This is a genomic window from Halomonas sp. I1 (genome assembly GCF_032334135.1).
In the GTDB taxonomy this organism is placed as follows: Bacteria; Pseudomonadota; Gammaproteobacteria; order Pseudomonadales; family Halomonadaceae; genus Halomonas.
On the sequence record NZ_JAVXUS010000001.1, the window covers coordinates 45,035 to 64,284 of the forward strand.

Sequence of the window (19,250 nt, forward strand, 5' to 3'; positions counted from 1 at the left end):
CTACAGCGTCAACCCCAGACGCAGCATGTCCTTGTGTTGAATGCCCTGTTCATGGATCGGTTCGTCGTAGTGGTCAAGAAAGTGATCCTTGATCACCGCCTCGACCCGGAAGCCGACACGCTGGTAGAAGGCCAGTTGATGTCCGAAGGTGCCGGTACCGAGTTCGATGCGCTCATAGCCCTGCGCCCGGACATCGGCAATGACGTGTTCGAGCAGCGCCGTGCCAAGGCCCTTTGCCTGTACCTCGGTCGCCACGGCGATGTTGAACAGCTCCAGCACGCCCGTGCAATTGATGTTGAGGGCGCAAGCGCCAACCGCCAGCCCCTCATCCTTGGCCAGATAGCACAGGGCTCCCTCGAGGTAGGTGACAATGTGAGCCTCGGACGGATCCGCCAGTAGCAACAACGGCATGGGCACCGCATCCGGGGCAACACGGGAGAACGTCGACATATCGAGCTCCACTCGGAGGAAAAATCCGACAGTGCCAACCACTCGTCACGCCGGCAAGTCGCGGGGCCGGCTCAGGCGATGGGCGTGTCGACCTCCCCGTCACACCGTCCTTCCTGAATCACCAGGACGCCTTGCAACACCGCCCCGAGTGCCGCGACGGCGGCGGCTCCGGCGGCCAGTCCCCAGACCGGCCACTGCATGGCGAGCATCAACCCACCGGCGGCCGAGCCGATGGCACTGCCCAGGTACAGAGCCGACTCGTTCAGCGCGATCGCCAGGTGGCCGTCGCCGGCCGTGCGTCGCGCCTTGAACAGCTCATCGTTCTGCGGCACTTGAAGCGCCCAGCCGACGGCGCCCCAGACGACAAGCGGCAGCATCGTCAGCGCCAGCCGATACGGTGCCAGCAACGGCAGCAGAAGCAGCGATAACGTCAGCAGCAGCATGATGCCAAGCGTGACCCTGGGCCCCCTCACTCGATCCACGACGGTACCGACCAGAAAGCTACCGGCCACCCCACCGATGCCCCAGACCCAGAGATAGGGAGTGACCGAGACCGCTTCCCCCTCGGCATAGGCCGCGACGAAGGGGGCAATGAAGGTGTACATCCCCAGACTCGCGATGGCGGCGAGCAGCGAAACACCCAATATGGCGACGACACGCCTCTCCGCCATGACCGCCAGCTTGCTTCGCATGGAGACCGCCGGTGTCTCGGGCAGCGGCGGCAGGCGCCACAACATGCCGAGCAGGGTCAGCCCACCCAGCATGGCGATCAGCCAGAAAGCGGCCTGCCAGCCCAGGCGCTCCGCCAACAACAGGCTCACCGGCACCCCCAGCACGGTCCCGCTGGCCATGCCCCCCATGACGATGGCAATGGCTTGGCCCCGCCGCTGCTCTCCGACCAGACTCGCCGACGCCGCAATGCCCAAGGCCAGATAGACACCGGCGCCAACGCCAGCCACGGCCCGCAACGCGACCAGGGTCACGATTCCTCCCGCCAGCGCACTGGCGACATTGGCGGTCACGAATACCGCCAAGGCGCCAAGCAGCCCGGCGCGTTGTCGATGGGCCGGCAAGACCGCCACCAGGAGCGGCGACCCCAGTCCGTAGGCCAGGGTGAAGGCCGTTACCAGCTGGGCCGCCAACGACACGGAAACCGACAATTCGGTCGCGATCATGGGAAGCAAGCCCGCCGTGGCGTAGGACGCCATCCCCAGGGCAAAGGCGCCGACGGCGACCAGCACGGCCGTCGATAGTTCTCGGTGCAGCATGTATCACTCCTCCTTGGTTCCGAGGCTCTTGGCCTCATGGGAGGAGCTATGGTCCGAGCTTGTTTATAGGGTTACAATTTAACCAATTATTCTATTACTTCGAGTACCCGAATGGGCGCATCACGCAGCTTGGCACGCACCCGCCCCGAACTGTCAGACTTCCTGAAGAGTCGCCGGGAACGCCTGTCACCGGAAACACTGGGGCTGCCACGCGGCAGCCGCCGTCGCACTCCAGGCCTGAGACGAGAAGAAGTCGCGGCGTTGGCCGGCGTCGGGGTGACCTGGTACACCTGGCTGGAACAAGGGCGCGACATCGGTGTTTCCACGGGCTTTCTGGATAGCCTCGCCCGCGTATTGCGACTGGACGCCGCCGAACGCCGCCACCTGTACCTGCTCGTCCACCAACGCCCACCGACCGAGAGCAAGCGGACCTGGTGCAGCATGCCCGACCTGGCTCAACGGCTGCTCGACGACCTGTCGCACCGTCCCGCCTATGTGCTCAATCTTCGGTGGGATGTGCTGGCCTGGAACGCTGCCGCCGATCGTGTATTCGCCTTCTCGGCTCAGCCACTGGAACGACGTAACCTGCTCTGGATGCTGTTCGTCGACGACGCCACCCGCCGACTCTTCGATGCCTGGGAGCAGCAAGCCCCACGCCTGGTGTCCAGCTTTCGTCAAGACTACGCCAGTGCCCCCGAGGACAGTGATATCGAGCAACTGGTCCAGGAGCTGGAAGACGTCGCGCCGGACTTCAAGACATGGTGGCGACAGCAGGATATCCACGGCCCTTGTCTCGGCCGCCGCTCATTGTTCATCCCGGACATCGGCACGCTCGATTTCGAACACATGACTCTCACCCTGGATGAGGATCGCCATCTGCGCCTGGTCTACTACGCGGCCTGCGAGTCGCCTCCCGGACACGAGAGATTCCATGATTGGCTGAAAATACCGCGCGCCAACGAAGGGCATTAACGTTTCGCGAACCGGCGACACCCAGTGCAACGATGATGAACAGTTGAAAAACACTGTTCACAAAGCGCGCCGGATGGTCTTTAATAAAGGGTGAGCATCGCCTTATCCTGTAAGACAGCATGTTCACTTTCCAACACCCCAATGAGGCTCGGTGACAATGCGCCCTCTCTGCCTGCTCTTCGATTGCGATGGCACCCTGGTCGACAGCGAACCCCTGTTGGCCGACGAGATGGCGACCAGCCTCAACGCCGTGGGCCTGCCCTTCCAGGCCAGTGACTACATCGGCGAGTTTCGCGGCGCACGCTTCCGACACATCGTCGCCGAGCTCGAGCGGCGCCACGGCACCGTGGATGCGCACCGCCTGGAGCCACTCGAACGCGAAATGCGCGCCAACCTCAACCGGCGCCTGGCCACCGACCTCACCTCGATCGAGGGCGCCACCGAAGCCCTGGCGACACTCTCCGGCATTCCCATGGGCGTGGTCTCCAACGGGCCGGAGAGCAAGATCCGCACTTCCCTGCAAGCCACCGGGCTGGACGAACTCTTCGGCGACCACCTGTTCAGCGCCTACGATGCGCAATGCTGGAAGCCCGACCCCTGCCTCTATCTCCACGCCGCCAGCCTGATGGGCTTCGCCGCGGCGGATTGCGTGGCCATCGACGACTCCATCGTCGGCGTCCAGGCAGCGCTGGCCGCCGGCATGACGGTGATCCACCTGAATCGTTTCCCGGACGTCGAGGAAACGCCCGAGGGCGCCATCGCCATCACCAGCATGTTCCAGCTGCCCACCGTCATCTCACGCCTGACCCAGGCGCAGGCCATGGCGAACTGACCGGCCCGGGACCAGACCACCGAAGATAGCCCGCATCGCACCACGCCTGCTCGCTGGAAGCGCCATATTTCCTCCTTGATCAACGGGTTGGCTCGCCTTTCGACCTTTGTCTATCCCCGATGTCCTTGCGGTGCGAGAAGCGTGCTGCCTACGATGGGAACGTTCCCATTCGATATGGAAGCGCCATGCCCGTGACGTCTCGCCCCGCCACCATTCTGGAAGTCGCCCGCGACGCCGGCGTCTCGAAGACCAGCGTCTCCCGCTACTACAGCGGTGAGCGTGAGCGTCTCTCCGCCAGCATGCAGCAGCGGATTGTCCAGGCTGCCGAGCGCCTCGGCTACCAGCCCAACCCCATGGCCCGAGGCCTCAAGGGTGGCCCTTCGGGCCTGGTCGGCATGCTGGTCGCCGATATCCGCAATCCCTTTTCGGTGGCAGTGATGCACGGTGTCGAGCAGGCCTGTCGGCGACAAGGATTGTCATTGATGGTCTGCAACACCGACAACGACCCGACGCTGGAGCGCCGAAACCTGTCGCTGCTGACGTCCTACCGGATCGAGGGGCTGATCGTGAACGCCGCCGGCCGCCACGGCGATGCCCTCGCCGAACTCGCCGGCGATGGCCTGCCCCTGGTGCTGCTCGACCGCTCCCTCGAAGGCATCGACGCCGACGAGGTCGGGCTCGACAACGACCGGGCCATCGACATGGCCCTCGATCACCTGACCGAGCGGGGCTACCGCCGAGTACTGTTCGTCACCGAACCCCCGGCCAGGGCCAGTTCACGCCAGGCGCGGATGGCACGCTTCGAGGCGAACCACGCATCGCATGGACTCGAGGGCGAGGTCCTGAGCCTCGAGCTCGACGACACGACCGGCCTCGATCATGGGGTAAGCGCCTTTCTCGATACCTCGGACGGGCATCCCGCCGCCATTCTGTGCGGCAACGGCCAGGTCACCCTGGCGGTAACCCGTGCCCTCCAGGCTCGCCGGGTACCGCTCGGCGACATCGGCCTGATGGGAATCGACGAGCTCGACTGGTGCCAGCTGGTCACCCCCGGCATCACCACACTGGCCCAGCCGACCGACGCCATCGGCCAGGCGGCCGTCGATCGACTGCGCGCCCGTCAGGCCGAACGGGCCACGCCTGAGCCACGCCATGAGCGCTTCACGCCGACCCTGATGCCTCGAGCCTCGACCTGCCGCTCCGGCACCGAAGGCCTCGATACCACTTCCGACGAGACACGACCATGACCACAGCACCCTCCCCAGCGCTTCTCTCCTTCGGCGAGGCCATGACCCTGTTCGTGGCCGAGACGACCGGTGACCTGGCCGAGGTGGAGCGATTTCGGCGACGCATTGCCGGCGCCGACACCAACGTCGCCATCGGCCTGGCCCGCCTGGGCTTTCATGTCGGCTGGCTGAGTCGCGTCGGTGACGACAGCTTCGGTCGTTATCTGCGAGCCACCCTCGAGCACGAGGGGCTGGACTGCCGCCATCTGTTCACCGATACCGACCACGCCACCGGCCTGGTCTTCAAGGAACGTGCGCAGGATGGCGCCGATCCGCGCGTCGAATATCGTCGGCTGGGCAGCGCTGCCAGCCAGCTTTCTCCGGCCGATGCCGACGATGTCGACTTCTCGGCCTTGCAACACCTCCACGCCACCGGCATCCCGCCGGCGCTCTCGACGAGTTGCCGCGAGCTCTCCCGGCACCTGCTCGGCGAGGCACGCCGACATGGCGCCAGCCTGTCCTTCGATCCCAATCTGCGCCCCAGCCTCTGGTCCAGCGAACGCGAGATGCGCGAGACCCTCAACGACCTGGCCGCCCACACCGACTGGGTCATGCCGGGGCTCGCCGAGGGCCAGTTGCTGACGGGCCAGGAAACGCCCCACGACATCGCCGGTTTCTATCTCGACCGGGGCGCCGAGGCGGTCTTTCTCAAGCTCGGCCCGGAAGGCGGCTACTATCGCGGCCGCCTCGGCGGCGAGGAGCAGGCCTTCAGCGTGCCCGGCATTGCGGTGGCCGAGGTGGTCGATACCGTCGGCGCCGGCGACGGCTTCGCGGTCGGCGTGATCAGCGCCCTGCTGGATGGCGTTTCGCCACGTCGGGCCTTGCAGCGCGGCTGCCTGATCGGTGCCGAGGCCGTGCAGGTCTCCGGCGACATGGAAGGCCTGCCCCATCGCGACCGACTCGAACGCCTCGAGGCCGCTCTCGACGACACCGCCCGGAGGAACTCCCCATGACCAAGCGTATCCTGGTATACCGCTCCCTCGACGAGGATCAGCTCGCACGACTGGAGCGCGACTTTCATGTCGACTATCTGCCGGAGGTCACCAGCACCGAGGACCCGGCCTTCCTTGACGCCTTGGCCCAGGCGCATGGCCTGGTCGGCGCCAGCCTGCCGATCACCCCGACGCTGCTCGACCAGGCACCACATCTCGAGGCCATCGCCAGCATCTCGGTGGGCTACGACAACTACCCGGTGGACGAGCTGACCCGGCGCAGCATCCTGCTGTGCAATACCCCCGACGTGCTGACCGAGACCACCGCCGACACCGGCTTTCTGCTGATCATGGCCACAGCGCGCCGGGCCGTGGAGCTGGCCGGGATGGTGCAGCGCGGCGAATGGCGCGAAAGCATCGGCAAGGAATGGTTCGGCACCGACGTGCACGGCAAGACACTCGGCATGGTCGGCTTCGGTCGCATCGGCGCCGCCATCGCGCGACGCGGCGCCCTGGGCTTCGGCATGCCCATTCTCTACTCCAACGCTTCACCCAAGCCGGCGCTGGAAGACGAACTGGGCGCGCAGCGCCGCGACCTCGATGAGCTGCTCGCCGAGGCCGACATCGTCTGCGTCACCGTGCCCCTCACCGCTGACACACAGCACCTGTTCGGCGCCCGCGAGTTCGCCCTGATGAAACCCTCGGCGATCTTCGTCAACGTCGCTCGCGGCAAGGTGGTCGATGAGACGGCGCTGATCGAGGCCCTCCGCACGGGCACCCCGCACGCCGCCGGCCTCGACGTCTTCGAGCGGGAACCGCTGCCGACGGACTCGCCGCTGCCGCACATGGCCAACGTCGTGGCCCTGCCCCACATCGGCTCGGCGACCCACGAGACGCGCACCGCCATGGCCGACCGCGCGGTCGCCAATATTCTCGCCGCCCTGAACGGCGAGCGACCGCCCAGCCCGGTCAATGAATGATGTGGCATATCTGAGGGGCGAACGGCACTGATGGCACCTGCATCGCGCCGCCCGGCCGGGTAGACTAGGCGGCGGCGCTCCATCCACGACCGACCCACGAGGCCCCAATGTCCGCGTCCTCGCCTTCCGCTCCCTCCCCTTCGGCTCCTCTCTGCCTGCTGTTCGACTCCGACGGCACCCTGGTCGACAGCGAGATCCTGCTGGCCGAGGTCATGGGCGACGTCCTGCCCGAGCACGGGCTCCCCTTCACCGCCCGTCAGTACATGGAGGCCTTCCGGGGCGTTCGCTTCCACGATATCGTCGCCACCCAGCAGCATCGCCACGGCCGCCTCAGCGAAGACAGCCTGGCACGCCTGGAGACCTGCATGCGCACCCGCATGCAGTCACGCATGAGCGAAGAGCTCATCGCCATCGACGGCATCCCCGAGGCCCTCGACGCCCTGGCCGACCACCCCAGGGCCGTCGTCTCCAACGGGCCCGACAGCAAGATCCGCTGCGCCATGGCCAGTACCGGCCTGGCACATCACTTTGGCGAGCACCTGTTCAGCGCCTATACCCTGGGAGTCTGGAAACCCGACCCGGGCCTCTACCTCAAGGCGGCCGAAGCCATGGGGTATCCACCCGAGCGCTGCGTGGTGATCGACGATGCCGCGGTAGGCGTGGAAGCCGGGCTGGCCGCCGGCATGCGGGTCATCCACCTCAACCACTTCCCCGACGAGGAAGCCACCCCCGAGGGCGCCATCGCCATCGGCCACGCCAGCGAGCTGCCGGCGGTGATCGCCGAGCTGGCCACCAAGGTGCCGCAGCCAGTCTGAGCGGGCTGCCCTCCCTACCCCGCCAATCGACGACGCCCCCGCCGGTCGCACCGGCGGGGGCGTCGTGCCTCGGTAGTGCCTACCGGCTCAGGTGGTCAGCGCGCGCACTGCCCGCTCCACGCCGCGCAGCTCGGCCAGTCCCTTGAGCCGACCGTAGAGCGGGTACCCCGGGGCGGTGTCGCGGTGCTGGTCGTCGAGGATGTGGTGGCCGTGGTCGGGACGCAGCGGCAGCCGGGGACCACCTTCGCGCTCGCGGCGGCGCTCCTCGGCGACCAGCGCCTGGACGACACCGACCATGTCCACATCACCGTCCAGATGATGGGCCTCGTGGAAGGAGCGCAGGTCCGAGGCCTCGCGCCGGGTCGAACGTAGATGAGCGAAGTGGATGTGCGGACCGAAGCGTTCGGCCATCGCCACCAGATCGATATCGGCACTGACACCGTAGGAACCGGTGCACAGCGTCAGGCCGTTGGCCGGGCTGGGCACGGCATCGAGGATCCACCGGGCATCCTCGGGGCCGGACACCACCCGCGGCAGGCCGAGCAGCGGACGGGGCGGGTCGTCGGGATGGATCGCCAGGCGCACGCCCACCTCCTCGGCCACCGGGACGATGGCGGCCAGGAAATCCCCCAGGTGCTCGCGCAGCCGCTCGGCGTCGATCTTGGCATAGTCGGCGATCACCTCGCGGAACCGCGCCAGGGTGTAGTGCTCCTCGGCGCCGGGCAGTCCGGCGATGACGGTATTCACCAGCCGCTCGCGACCGGCGTCATCGAGGCCATCGAGATAGTCCCGGGCCTTGGCCTTGTCAGCGTCGCTGTACTCGGCCTCGGCGCCGGGGCGCGCCAGCAGGTAGAGGTCGAAGGCGGCGAAGGCGGTCTGGTCGAAGCGCAGCGCCAGGCCGCCGTCCGGCAGGCGCCAGGCCAGGTCGGTGCGCGTCCAGTCGAGCACCGGCATGAAGTTGTAGCAGACGGTGTCGATGCCGCAGGCCGCCAGGTGGCGCAGCGTCTGCTGATAGGCGGCGATATAGGCGTCGCGTCCCGGCAGGCCCTGCTTGATGGCCTCGTGCACCGGCACGCTCTCCACCACCGACCATGAGAGGCCGGCCGCCTCGATCATGCGCTTGCGCGCGCCGATGGCCTCGACCGGCCAGACCTCGCCATTGGGAATCTCGTGCAGCGCGGTGACGATGCCGGTGGCCCCGGTCTGGCGGATCTCGTCGAGGGTGATGGGGTCGGCGGGGCCGAACCAGCGCCAGGTATGTTCCATGGGAGGATCCTCTCGGTCAGGCCCGCGCGAGGGCGGCCAGCGCCCCGGCGAGCCCCTGTCGTGTCAGGGTGGTGTAGGCAGTGGCGACCGCCTCGGCGAAGCGCGGCTCGGCCGCCAGCGCCCGCGGGAAGACATCGTCGACGGCCAGGAAAGCTCGCACCAGGGCGTCGACATCGTCGCCGTGGCGCGCGTGGAGGCCCGCCAGGTGACTGGCCAGCGGATCGTCCACCGGATGGGATCGGCCGGCCAGGTCGTCGCCGGCCGTGTAGCGAATCCAGGCCGCCACGCCGAGCGCGGTGCAGGGCACCTTGCCGCCGGCCGCCAGGCATGCCTGGGCGCCGTGAAGCCAGCGCTGGGGCAGCTTCTGTGAACCATCCATGGCGATCTGCTGCAGTCGATGACGCAGGCTGTCGTTGGCGAAGCGCTCGAGCAACTGCTCGGCATAGGCGGCGAGGTCGGTATCCTCGGGCATGGCCAGGGTCGGGGCGGCCTCCTCGAGCATGTAGCGACGCAACAGGGCCACCAGGTCATTGCGGCTGACCGCCTCGAACACCGTCTCGATGCCGTCCAGGGCCCCCAGGTAGGCAAGCAGCGAGTGGCTGCCGTTGAGCATGCGCAGCTTCATGGTCTCGAAGGGCGCCACGTCGGCAACCATCTCCACGCCGTCCACCTCCCAGTCGGGACGCCCCAGGGGGAAGTCGTCCTCGACCACCCATTGGCTGAAGGCTTCACCGACCACGGCGTTGGCGTCCTCGATGCCGAGCTCGGCCAGGCGCGCAACGTCGGCCTCGGTCATGGCCGGCACGATGCGATCGACCATGCTGCACGGGAAGGCCACCTCCTGCTCGATCCAGGTCGCCAGCGCGGCGTTGCGTCGCTCGGCCAACTGAATCACGGCATTGCGGGTGCGCTTGCCGTTGTCGGGCATGTTGTCGCAGCTGAGCACCGTGAACGGCGCCAGCCCCGCCGCCCGGCGGCGCGCCAGACCCTCGACCAGCAGCCCCGGGGCCGTGCACGGGGACTCGGGATCGGCGATATCCGCGGCGATCAGCGGATCGTCGACAAGCAGCTCGCCACTAGCCGGGCTCAGGAAGTAGCCCTTCTCGGTCACCGTCAGGGTCACGATCCGCGTCTCGGGCGAGGCGAGACGCGCCAGCAGCGTCTCGCGGTCGCGTCCCCAGGAGCCCTGGCCGTCGCGGCCGTCGACCTGTTCCTTGCCGGTGAACAGCGTCTCCTCGATCACACCGATCTCGCGGACGGTGACATGCTCGCTGTCCGCGTACTCGGCCACATGGTAGCGATGGCCGGCCTCGTGCAGGGCATCCACCAACGCCACGTTGGCACGCAGGTTGGCGCTGCTCACGCCCCAGCCGGTGTCGCCCGTGCGCCGGCGATAACGCTCCAGGTAGACCGCCTGGTGGGCGCGGTGGAAGGCACCGAGGCCCAGATGAACGATGCCGATTCGGTCGCTGCCGGCGCTGGCCGGCAGCCGTGTGACGTCCTGCATCACGTTCTCCATATCGGTGGGTGTCACGGGCTCACTGGCCGAGTATCAGGTTGGGCAGCCACAGCGAGACCGCCGGCACATAGGACACCAGCAGCAGCACGGCGAGATTGCAGACCAGGAAGGGCAGGATGGCCCGCGCCACGGTCAGCATGGGCAGCTTGCCGATGCCCGAGACCACGAACAGGCAGACGCCCACCGGCGGGGTGGTCAGGCCGATCATCAGGTTGAGCACCGCCATGACGGCGAAGTTCACCGGATCCATGCCCACCCCGGTGGCCACGCCGAGCAGCGCCGGGAAGAGGATGATCAGCGCGGCGATGGTCTCCATGAAGGCGCCGACGAACAGCAGGATCAGGTTGAGGATCAGGATGACGACGAGCGGGTTCTCGCTGATCGTCAGGATCAGGCCGGCGATCATCTGGGGAATCTGCTCGCTGGTCAGGATCCAGCCGAAGAGGTTGGCCAGCCCCACCATCAGCAGCAGCGCCGCGGAGGTGAAGACGGTATCGGTGAGGATCGCCGGCAGCTTGCGCCAGGTGAGGCCCTTGTAGACGTACATGCCCACCACCAGGGCATAGAGGCTGGCGACGATGGAGGCCTCGGTGGGCGTGAAGAAGCCACCGATGATGCCGTAGAGGATGATCCCCGTCATCAGCAGCGCCCAGAAGGCAGTCCTGGCCTCGCGCAGCAGCTGCAGGAAGGGCACGCGGGCCTCCTTGGGGTAGCCACGCCGCACGGCGAGGATATACACCGTGACCATCATCGCCACGCCCAGCAGCAGGCCGGGGACGGCGCCGGCGAGGAACATGCGGCCCACCGAGACCCCGGAGAGCGAGCCGGCGATGATCATCGGCACGCTGGGCGGAATGATCGGCCCCACGGTGGAGGAGGCGGCGGTGACCGCCGCGGCGAACGGCTTGTCATAGCCGGACCTGGCCATGCCGGGGATCATCACCGAACCGATGCTGGCCGAGTCGGCCACGGCGGTGCCGGAGATGCCACCGAAGATCATCGAACCGCCGACGTTGGCCAGGCCCAGCCCGCCGCGGATATGGCCGAGCAGGGCGTTGGAGAAACGCACGATGTTCTCGGTGATGTTGCCAACGTTCATCAGGTTGCCGGCCAGCACGAAGCCGGGAATGCACAGCAGCACGAAGGTATCAATGCCCGCGTACAGGCGCTGCGGCACGACGGTCAGCGAGATGCCTTCCAGCAGCAGGTAGGCCAGCGAGGCGATGCCCAGGGAGAAGGCGATGGGCATGCCGATCAGCAACAGAACCAGGAAGGCGCTGAACAGGATGATGACTTCCATCACGGCTTCTCCGATGCGGGGCGCTCAGGCGAGCGAAAGATGGCGACGAGGCCCTCCAGGCATCCAATGGCGCCGTAGACCAGCAGCAGCGCGAACATCACCACCGTGGAGAAGAAGATGTAGAGCATGGGAACCTTCAGTGTCGGCGAGGTCTGCCAGGCGCCGTTCATGGCGTACTGCCAGGCGTAGGGCAGCACCATCAGGGCGAAGCCGGCGATCAGCAGGCAGATCAGTGTCTGAAGGGCGGCCCTGGCGCGGCGTCCCAGGGTGTGGTGGAAGAGTTCCACGCTGACGTTGCGGTGCTGGCGCAGCACCACCCCCGCCGACAGGGCCACCATGTAGATGAACAGGTAGCGCGACAGCTCCTCGGTCCAGGAGACGCTGAACGGCAGGAAGAGCCGTGCCGCGATCTGCAGCAGCACCGTGCCGGCAATGGCCACCAGGGCCGTGACGGCCAGCACGGTGAACAGGGTGTCGATCCCTCCGATCAGCCGCCCCAGGGCGCCCTGAAAGGTGGGAACCGAGGCGAGAGGGTCCAACTGCTCGAGCGCCTCCTGCTCGGCCGCCTTATGGTTGGGGTCCATAGGTCCTCCTCAAGATGCCTGGGCGGCACTCATCGGCGAGTGGGCGAACCCCGGCGGGGCTCGCCCGGTAGCGGCATCACAGCGCCTGGATGGCCTCGAACAGCTTGCGCTGCTCTTCATTGAGGGAATCGAGCACCGCGGGGCGGGCCTGCTCGGCGAAGGCGTCGGTATCCACCTCGACGAACTCCATGCCACGCTCCTCGAGATCCTGACGCAGGCGCTCCTCGTCCTCGGCGAAGAGGTCCGCCTCATGGGCCTGCATGGTATCGGCCGCCTCGAAGACCACCTGCTGCAGGTCCTCCGGCATGCTGTCGAGCTTGTCCTTGCCGATCACCACGTAGATCCAGCTACGCACATGGCCGGTGAGGTTCACGTAGTCCTGGACCTCATCGAAGCTGGCGCTCTCGATCAGGCTCAGCGGGTTCTCCTGCCCCTCGATGGTGTTCTGCTGCAGGGAGGTAAAGACCTCGCTGAAGGCCATGGGCGTGGGGCGGGCCCCCAGCGCCTCCCAGGTATCCACGAACAGCGGCACGTTGGGTACCCGCAGGCGAAGGCCGTCGAGATCCTCGGGCTTCTCGATCGGACGATTGGAGGTCAGGTGCCGCGGACCGCGCTCGAACCAGGCCAGGGGCACCAGGTTGGCACGCTCGGTGATCTGGGCCTCGATCTCCTCGCCGATCTCGCCCTCGACCGCCTGCTCCAGGTGTTCGGAGTCGCGGAAGGCATAGGGCACCGCCATCATCGCCGCCTTGGGTGCCCAGTTCTGCAAGCTCTCGCCGGTGATGGTCATGTCCGCGGTGCCCAGCTGGATGCTGTTGATGACATCCATCTCGGCCCCGAGCTGCTCATTGGGGTAGAGCTGCACCTCGATGCGACCGTCGGAATTGGCTTCCACTTCTTCCTTGAATTTCACGGCGGCCTGGTGCCAGATATTTTCTTCATTGGCCAAATGGCCGAATTTCAGCGTGAAGTCAGCGGCCAGGCCGGCCTGGCTGCCGAGAATGGCGGCGCCCAGAACGGCGCTGGTCACGAGTCGTTTGATCATGGCGTTGTCTCCTGGCACTTGCGTTGTGTGTTGTTGGCTTGCTTGCGTGCACGTCCGTCAGGCACCGATCTGAATCAGTACCTTGCGGGCCCTTTCGGGATGCTGATCGATCATCTGGATGGCATCGGGCATGTCGTCGAAGGGCAGGCGATGGCTGACCAGCGCCAGCGGATCGAGCCGCCCGGATGCCATCAGGTCGATCACTTCCGGAAACTTGCGGTTGTTGAGACGCGAACCGACCAGGGTCAGCTCCTTCTTGATCACCTCCAGCTGCACCAGGTCGCTGGGGGTGGGGTTGAAGCCGAGCAGGCCGATGCGCCCCGCCGGCGAGGCCATGCGCAGCATCTGCGGCAGCAGAGCCGGCACGCAGGCAGCATCGGCGATCAACGGCATGCCCTCCCCGCCGGTCAACGCCGCGACCTCGGCCTCGACGTCCTGCTCCGCCCCGTTGAGCGTGCGGGTGGCCCCCAGCTCCCGGGCAGTGTCCAGACGGGCATCGATGACGTCGCTGACGGTGATGTCCTCGATGCCCTGGGCACGAGCCATCTGCAGGATGGTCAGGCCGATCACCCCGGCGCCGAGGATCAACAGGCGATCGCCCGGGTGGGGCTGCATGCGGTCGAGAACATTGCAGGCAATGGTGTAGGGCTCGACCAGTGCCGCGGCATCCAGGCTCAGCCCTTCGGGCAGCCGGTGCACATTGCCGGCCGGCACATTGACCCGCTCCTCGAAACCGCCGTTGCGATGCACACCGATCACCTCCAGCGCCGTGCAGACGTTGGGGCGGCCGATGCGGCAGGGATAGCAGTGGCCGCAGTTGATCACCGGGTCGATGCAGACCTGGTCCCCGACGCTCACCTCCTCGACGCCCTCGCCCACGGCCTCGACCAGGCCGGCAAACTCGTGGCCGGTAATGCGGGGAAAGCGCACGAAGGCATTGTCGCCGTGGATGATATGCATGTCGGAGCCACAGATCCCGGCGAAGGCTACCTTCACCAGCACCTCGCCGGGTGCGGCCTCGGGAGCCACGGTGTCGACCAGGCGATAGTCCTGGGGCGCGTTTACCTGAAAGGCTTTCATCGGCTTACCTCGTTACCAGTGCCACAGGGTGCCGTCCTCGAGCCGGTTGACCGGCAGGCTGGCACGGCGATAGGGATACTTGGCGGCCGCCTGCTCGTCGATGTCGACGCCGTGCCCCGGCGTCTCGCCGACCAGGAAGTGGCCATCCTCGAAGCGGTAATCGTGGGGGAAGACCTCATTGGTGACATCTTCGTGGGGCATGTACTCCTGGATGCCGAAATTGGGCACCCAGGTATCGAAGTGGATCGCCGCCCCCAGGCACACCGGCGACAGGTCGGTGGGACCATGGAAGCCGGTGCGCACGTGATAGAGCCCGGCCAGGTCGGCCAGTCGCCGCATGTGGGTGATGCCGCCGGCATGGGTGAGGGTCGCGCGGATGTAGTCGATCCACTGGTTCTCGATCAACGTCTTGGCGTCGTACAGGCTGTTGAAGACCTCGCCCACCGCCAGCGGCGTGGTGGTGTGCTGGCGGATCAGCCGGAAGCTCTCCTGGTTCTCCGCCGGCACGCAGTCCTCCAGCCAGAACAGGTGGAAAGGCTCGACCTCCTTGCCCAGCCGCGCCGCCTCGATGGGCGTCAACCGGTGGTGGACGTCGTGCAGCACATGCAGGTCGTCGCCGAAGCGCTCGCGCACGGCGGCGAACAGCTTGGGCGCATGGTTGAGGTACTTGGCGGTGTTCCAGACATGCTCGGCCGGCAGGTCGGCATCGGCGGGCTCGTAGCGCTCACCGGGCTTCTTGGCCACGCCATAGATGCTGGCGATGCCCGGCACCCCGGCCTGCACCCGCACCGCGCGGTAGCCTTCCTCGACATGCCGGGCGACCTCGTCGAGGCAGGCCTCGATGTCCTTGCCGGTGGCATGGCCATAGACCATCACCCGCTCGCGACTCTTGCCACCCAACAACTGGTACAGCGGCATGCCGGCGGCCTTGGCCTTGATGTCCCACAGTGCCATGTCCACGGCACCGATGGCGCTCATGGTCACCGGCCCCCGCCGCCAGTAGGCACCGCGATAGAGGTAGTGCCAGATATCCTCGATGCGCTGAGGGTCGCGGCCGATCAGGGCGGGAATCACGTGTTCCTCGAGATAGGCGACCACCGCCTGCTCGCGACCGTTGAGGGTGGCATCGCCGATGCCGTAGACGCCTTCGTCGGTCACGATCTTGAGGGTGACGAAGTTGCGTCCAGGCGCGGTGACAATCGTATAGGCCCGTTCGATCTTCATGCCTGGGTCTCCTCGGCGAGCGCTGGTGTCTGGGCGGACTGGAACATCTCGGGAAAGCGGCGCACCAGATCAGGAAGCGACTCCTGGATCTCGCTCTGGTGAACACGCATCGCCTCGGCCGCGGCTTCGCTATCGTGCCGCTCGATGGCGTCGACAATGGCCTCGTGCTGAGCGATCAGCTTGTCGAGGGGCGTACTCTCGGGAACGCTCAGGTAACGCACGCGATCGAGCTGCGCCTTGACCTCCTCGGTCACCTTCCAGGCGGCCTGCTGGCCGATACCCAGCGACAAGGCGCGATGGAAATCCTCGTCGAGCAGGAAGAAGCGGTCATGATCGTCCGGCTCGATGCAGCGCCGCTGGCGCTCGATCAACTCGCGCAGCTCGGCGAGCACCGGCCGGCCCAGTCCGCGAGTCGCGGCCTCGCGCGCCACGGCCACCTCCACCGCCTCACGCACGAAGCGAGCCTCGAGCACCGCCTGCTGCGAGATCTTGACCACGAAGGTACCCCGCTGCGGACGCACCTCGACCAGCCCCGCCTCGGACAGCCGGATGAAGGCCTCGCGGACCGGCTGGCGGCTCACCGAAAAGGTGTCGGCGAGCTCCTTCTCCGACAGTGCCTGCCCCGGCGCCAGCACCATGCGAATGATCGACTGGCGAAGCACCTGATAGAGCCGCTGGCGAACCGAGTCGCCATCCCGCGTTTCCTGCCATAACGCTTGCAGTGTCTTGTTCATGCATTTCCCCCGATGCGACGGCGCGATCCCGGTCGTCGCCTTTCTGATATGACTAGTATGGTAGTATGGCAATAAAACAAAAAGTGCTCTCACCTTAGACTTTGGTGGAGTGGGCTTTAAATCGCGCCGCTTCGCTTGTGCTAGCCTCCCGACTCCTGCCCCTTTCCTCTCATCATTGGCAATAGCCACTCGGTGCGCCATACTCGGAATGACTGTCAACCTTTCATACAATCAAACAATGATGCCGAGAAGTGCCATGACAGCAACCGGAACCGCTATGCGACTCAGAGACAAGACGGCCCTGGTCACCGCTGCAGCCCAGGGAATTGGCCGCGCCACCGCTCTGCGCTTCGCAGCCGAAGGGGCCCGAGTAATTGCTACCGACCTCGACACCGACAAGCTGGAGGAACTGGCCGCGACCGACAACGTCGAGACTCGGTGCCTGGACGTCAGGGACACAGCCGCCATCAAGGCGTTGTCCGCCGATCTACCGACGCTGGACGTACTGTTCAACTGTGCCGGCTATGTGCACACCGGTTCACTGCTGGAGTGTGACGAAGCCGACTGGGAAAGGTCGCTGTCATTGAACGTCACCGCCATGTACCACATGATCCGAGCCTTCCTGCCCGGGATGCTGGAAGCTGGCAACGGCAGTATCGTCAACATGGCTTCCGTCGCCTCCAGCCTGAAAGGCGTCCCCGATCGTTTCGCCTACGGCACCACCAAGGCCGCGGTCATCGGCCTGACCCGCTCGGTGGCCGTCGACTACGTTGGCCGGGGCATCCGCTGCAACGCGATCTGTCCTGGTACCGTGGATTCACCGTCACTACGCGAGCGCATCCGCGACCAGGCACGACAGCAAGGACGCGACGAAGCCGATGTCCATCGCGATTTCCTCGCTCGACAGCCACAAGGGAGATTGGGTACCCCGGAAGAAATTGCTGCCCTGGCGGCTTTTCTGGCCGCCGATGAATCCGCCTATACCACAGGCACTGCCCAGATCATCGACGGTGGCTGGCTCGCCTGACCCCATCATCTCGCTCCTCGACTACTCAAACAGGAGGAACCAACGTCCATGAAGCTGCTTCGATTCGGCCCCGCCGGTCACGAGAGGCCCGGCCTGCTGGATGCAGACGGCGTGATACGCGATCTCTCGGCGCATGTCTCCGACCTCTCCGGCCATCATTTGAGCCGTGACGCCGTGTCGGCATTGGCCAAGCTCGATCCGACGACCTTGCCCGCGGTGCATGCCGACACCCGACTCGGTCCCTGTGTGGGTCGCGTCGGCAAGTTCATCTGCATCGGTCTCAACTATTCCGACCATGCCGCCGAAACGGGTGCTGATGTGCCCTCCGAACCGGTGATCTTCAACAAGTGGACCAGTGCCATCTGCGGCCCCGACGACGACGTCATCATTCCCCGCGGCTCGCACAAGACCGACTGGGAAGTCGAGCTAGGCGTGGTGATCGGCAAGGACGGCCGTTATATCGACGAGGCCGACGCCATGTCACACGTCGCGGGCTTCTGCGTGGTCAATGATGTCTCGGAGCGAGAGTTCCAACTGGAGCGTTGCGGCAGCTGGGACAAGGGCAAGGGATGCGACACCTTCGGCCCGCTAGGTCCCTGGCTGGTAACGCCCGATGAAGTCGGCGACCCACACGATCTGGCGATGTGGCTTGAGGTCGATGGTCGGTGCTATCAGAACGGCAGTACCCGCACCATGGTCTATCGCGTGCCCTACTTGATCAGCTATCTCAGCCGTTTCATGAGTCTGCAGCCGGGTGACGTCATCTCCACCGGCACCCCGCCAGGGGTAGGGATGGGGCAGCAGCCACCGATTTACCTCAAGCCCGGCCAGCGCATGCACCTGGGGATCGAAGGGCTCGGCGAACAATGCCAGTCCGTGGTAGCCGAACCCGACAGCTGAGGAGGCCTCCATGCGAGTCGTCACGTGTACCAGCCCGGGCCAAATGGCAGTCAGCGATATCCCGCGCCCAGAATGCGGGCCAGGCGATGCGCTGGTCAGAATCCGGCGTGTCGGCGTCTGTGGGACCGATATCCATGCATTCGGCGGCCAACAGCCCTACTTCACTTACCCTCGAGTACTTGGCCATGAACTAGCCGGCGAGGTCGCCACCGTCGGCGAGGGCGGCGACCCTGCCCTTATCGGCCAGAACGCTTACGTGATTCCTTACCTTCACTGTGGCGAGTGCCATGCTTGCCGCCGTGGCCACACCAACTGCTGCCAGAGTATGGAAGTAGTCGGTGTACATCGAGACGGGGGCATGGCCGATTTCCTGGTGGTGCCCATAGAGCACCTGGTCACCTCATCACGCCTGTCATCAGAACAACTGGCTTTGATCGAATGTCTGGCCATCGGAGCCCATGCGGTGCGACGTAGCGAAATCGACCGCGACAAGCTGGCAGTGATCGCCGGGGCTGGACCAATCGGCATGGGCATCCTGCAGATTGCACGCAGCCGCGGCGCGCGGACAGTGGTAACCGATACCAACCCCGAACGCTTGGCCTTCTGTCGCAACGTGCTGGGGGCCGAGCGTACTCTCCGACCTGGCGAGGATGATGTCGAAGGCGAGCTCGAGGCCATGACCGGCGGCGCCCTCGCCGATGTGGTCTTCGATGCCACCGGTAACCCGCACGCCATGGAGGCAGGCTTTAACTTCGTTGGCCACGGCGGCCGCTACGTGCTGGTCAGCATCGTCAAGGCCGACATTCGCTTCCACGACCCCGACTTCCACAAGAAGGAACTCACCCTGCTGGGCAGCCGTAATGCCACCCGCGAGGACTTTGCAACGGTCACACGGTTGATGGAGAACGGCGAACTGCGGAGCGACGCCATGATCACCCACCGCGGACGCCTCGAAGAAGTGCCGCAGTTGATGCCGAAGTGGTGCGAACCAGCCAGTGGTGTCATCAAGGCCATGATCATTCTCGACTGACCCTTT

19 protein-coding genes are annotated in these 19,250 nt (G+C 66.0%); 9 read left to right on the forward strand and 10 right to left on the reverse strand.

The features are described from left to right. Both RSO41_RS00190 and RSO41_RS00195 read right to left on the reverse strand, forming a co-directional pair. Nucleotides 1-450: a GNAT family N-acetyltransferase gene (locus tag RSO41_RS00190; protein WP_315616590.1), complete on the reverse strand. Its 450-nt coding sequence runs from the start codon at nt 448-450 to the stop codon at nt 1-3. Nucleotides 451-521: 71 nt separating this feature from the next. Next, a complete protein-coding gene (locus RSO41_RS00195) occupies nt 522-1,718 on the reverse strand; it encodes an MFS transporter (protein WP_315616592.1) in 1,197 nt (398 codons plus the stop codon). A 111-nt stretch (nt 1,719-1,829) separates the two neighbouring features. Between RSO41_RS00195 and RSO41_RS00200 the strand changes: the two genes are divergently transcribed. From RSO41_RS00200 to RSO41_RS00225, 6 genes are all read left to right on the forward strand, one after another. Then, nucleotides 1,830-2,690, forward strand: a complete 861-nt coding sequence (locus tag RSO41_RS00200) for a helix-turn-helix transcriptional regulator (protein ID WP_315616594.1) — start codon at nt 1,830-1,832, stop codon at nt 2,688-2,690. A gap of 157 nt (nt 2,691-2,847) precedes the next feature. Next, complete coding sequence (locus RSO41_RS00205; RefSeq protein ID WP_315617577.1) at nt 2,848-3,522, forward strand: HAD-IA family hydrolase; 675 nt, start codon at nt 2,848-2,850, stop codon at nt 3,520-3,522. 185 nt (nt 3,523-3,707) lie between these two features. After that, nucleotides 3,708-4,769: a LacI family DNA-binding transcriptional regulator gene (locus tag RSO41_RS00210; protein ID WP_315616596.1), complete on the forward strand. Its 1,062-nt coding sequence runs from the start codon at nt 3,708-3,710 to the stop codon at nt 4,767-4,769. After that, a complete protein-coding gene (locus tag RSO41_RS00215) occupies nt 4,766-5,761 on the forward strand; it encodes a sugar kinase (RefSeq protein ID WP_315616598.1) in 996 nt (331 codons plus the stop codon). The genes RSO41_RS00210 and RSO41_RS00215 overlap by 4 nt, the downstream gene beginning before the upstream one ends. Beyond that, a complete protein-coding gene (locus RSO41_RS00220; protein ID WP_315616600.1) occupies nt 5,758-6,720 on the forward strand; it encodes a D-glycerate dehydrogenase in 963 nt (320 codons plus the stop codon). The genes RSO41_RS00215 and RSO41_RS00220 overlap by 4 nt, the downstream gene beginning before the upstream one ends. A 107-nt stretch (nt 6,721-6,827) precedes the next feature. Next, a complete protein-coding gene (locus RSO41_RS00225) occupies nt 6,828-7,535 on the forward strand; it encodes an HAD-IA family hydrolase (RefSeq protein ID WP_315616602.1) in 708 nt (235 codons plus the stop codon). A gap of 87 nt (nt 7,536-7,622) precedes the next feature. On the opposite strand, the gene uxuA is transcribed toward RSO41_RS00225, so the two are convergent. From uxuA to RSO41_RS00265, 8 genes are all read right to left on the reverse strand, one after another. Then, a complete protein-coding gene (gene uxuA / locus RSO41_RS00230; protein ID WP_315616604.1) occupies nt 7,623-8,801 on the reverse strand; it encodes a mannonate dehydratase in 1,179 nt (392 codons plus the stop codon). A 16-nt stretch (nt 8,802-8,817) separates the two neighbouring features. Continuing rightward, entirely contained in the window at nt 8,818-10,308 is a 1,491-nt protein-coding gene (locus RSO41_RS00235; protein WP_315616606.1) for a mannitol dehydrogenase family protein, read from the reverse strand. A 31-nt stretch (nt 10,309-10,339) separates the two neighbouring features. After that, complete coding sequence (locus RSO41_RS00240; RefSeq protein WP_315616608.1) at nt 10,340-11,620, reverse strand: TRAP transporter large permease; 1,281 nt, start codon at nt 11,618-11,620, stop codon at nt 10,340-10,342. Continuing rightward, nucleotides 11,620-12,204, reverse strand: coding sequence for a TRAP transporter small permease (locus RSO41_RS00245; RefSeq protein ID WP_315616610.1), 585 nt, complete (start codon nt 12,202-12,204; stop codon nt 11,620-11,622). Before RSO41_RS00245 ends, RSO41_RS00240 begins: the two co-directional genes overlap by 1 nt. A 76-nt stretch (nt 12,205-12,280) precedes the next feature. Continuing rightward, nucleotides 12,281-13,249 carry a TRAP transporter substrate-binding protein gene (locus tag RSO41_RS00250; RefSeq protein ID WP_315616612.1) on the reverse strand — a complete coding sequence of 323 codons (969 nt, stop codon included), beginning with the start codon at nt 13,247-13,249 and terminating at the stop codon, nt 12,281-12,283. 57 nt (nt 13,250-13,306) lie between these two features. Then, on the reverse strand, nt 13,307-14,329 hold the full coding sequence (locus RSO41_RS00255) for a Zn-dependent oxidoreductase (RefSeq protein WP_315616614.1): 1,023 nt from the start codon (nt 14,327-14,329) through the stop codon (nt 13,307-13,309). 12 nt (nt 14,330-14,341) lie between these two features. Continuing rightward, a complete protein-coding gene (gene manD, locus RSO41_RS00260) occupies nt 14,342-15,553 on the reverse strand; it encodes a D-mannonate dehydratase ManD (RefSeq protein WP_315616616.1) in 1,212 nt (403 codons plus the stop codon). Beyond that, the gene (locus tag RSO41_RS00265; protein ID WP_315616618.1) at nt 15,550-16,287 is read right to left on the reverse strand and encodes a GntR family transcriptional regulator; all 738 of its coding nucleotides are present in this window, start codon (nt 16,285-16,287) and stop codon (nt 15,550-15,552) included. The genes manD and RSO41_RS00265 overlap by 4 nt, the downstream gene beginning before the upstream one ends. Nucleotides 16,288-16,564: 277 nt before the next feature. On the opposite strand from RSO41_RS00265, the gene RSO41_RS00270 reads away from it, so the two are divergent. From RSO41_RS00270 to RSO41_RS00280, 3 genes are read left to right on the forward strand one after another with little or no spacing between them, the layout of a single operon-like run. Continuing rightward, entirely contained in the window at nt 16,565-17,314 is a 750-nt protein-coding gene (locus RSO41_RS00270) for an SDR family oxidoreductase (protein ID WP_315616620.1), read from the forward strand. Between the two features lie 48 nt (nt 17,315-17,362). Continuing rightward, the gene (locus tag RSO41_RS00275) at nt 17,363-18,214 is read left to right on the forward strand and encodes a fumarylacetoacetate hydrolase family protein (protein ID WP_315616622.1); all 852 of its coding nucleotides are present in this window, start codon (nt 17,363-17,365) and stop codon (nt 18,212-18,214) included. A 43-nt stretch (nt 18,215-18,257) separates the two neighbouring features. Further along, a complete protein-coding gene (locus tag RSO41_RS00280; RefSeq protein ID WP_315617578.1) occupies nt 18,258-19,244 on the forward strand; it encodes a zinc-binding alcohol dehydrogenase family protein in 987 nt (328 codons plus the stop codon). Nucleotides 19,245-19,250 lie beyond the last annotated feature (6 nt).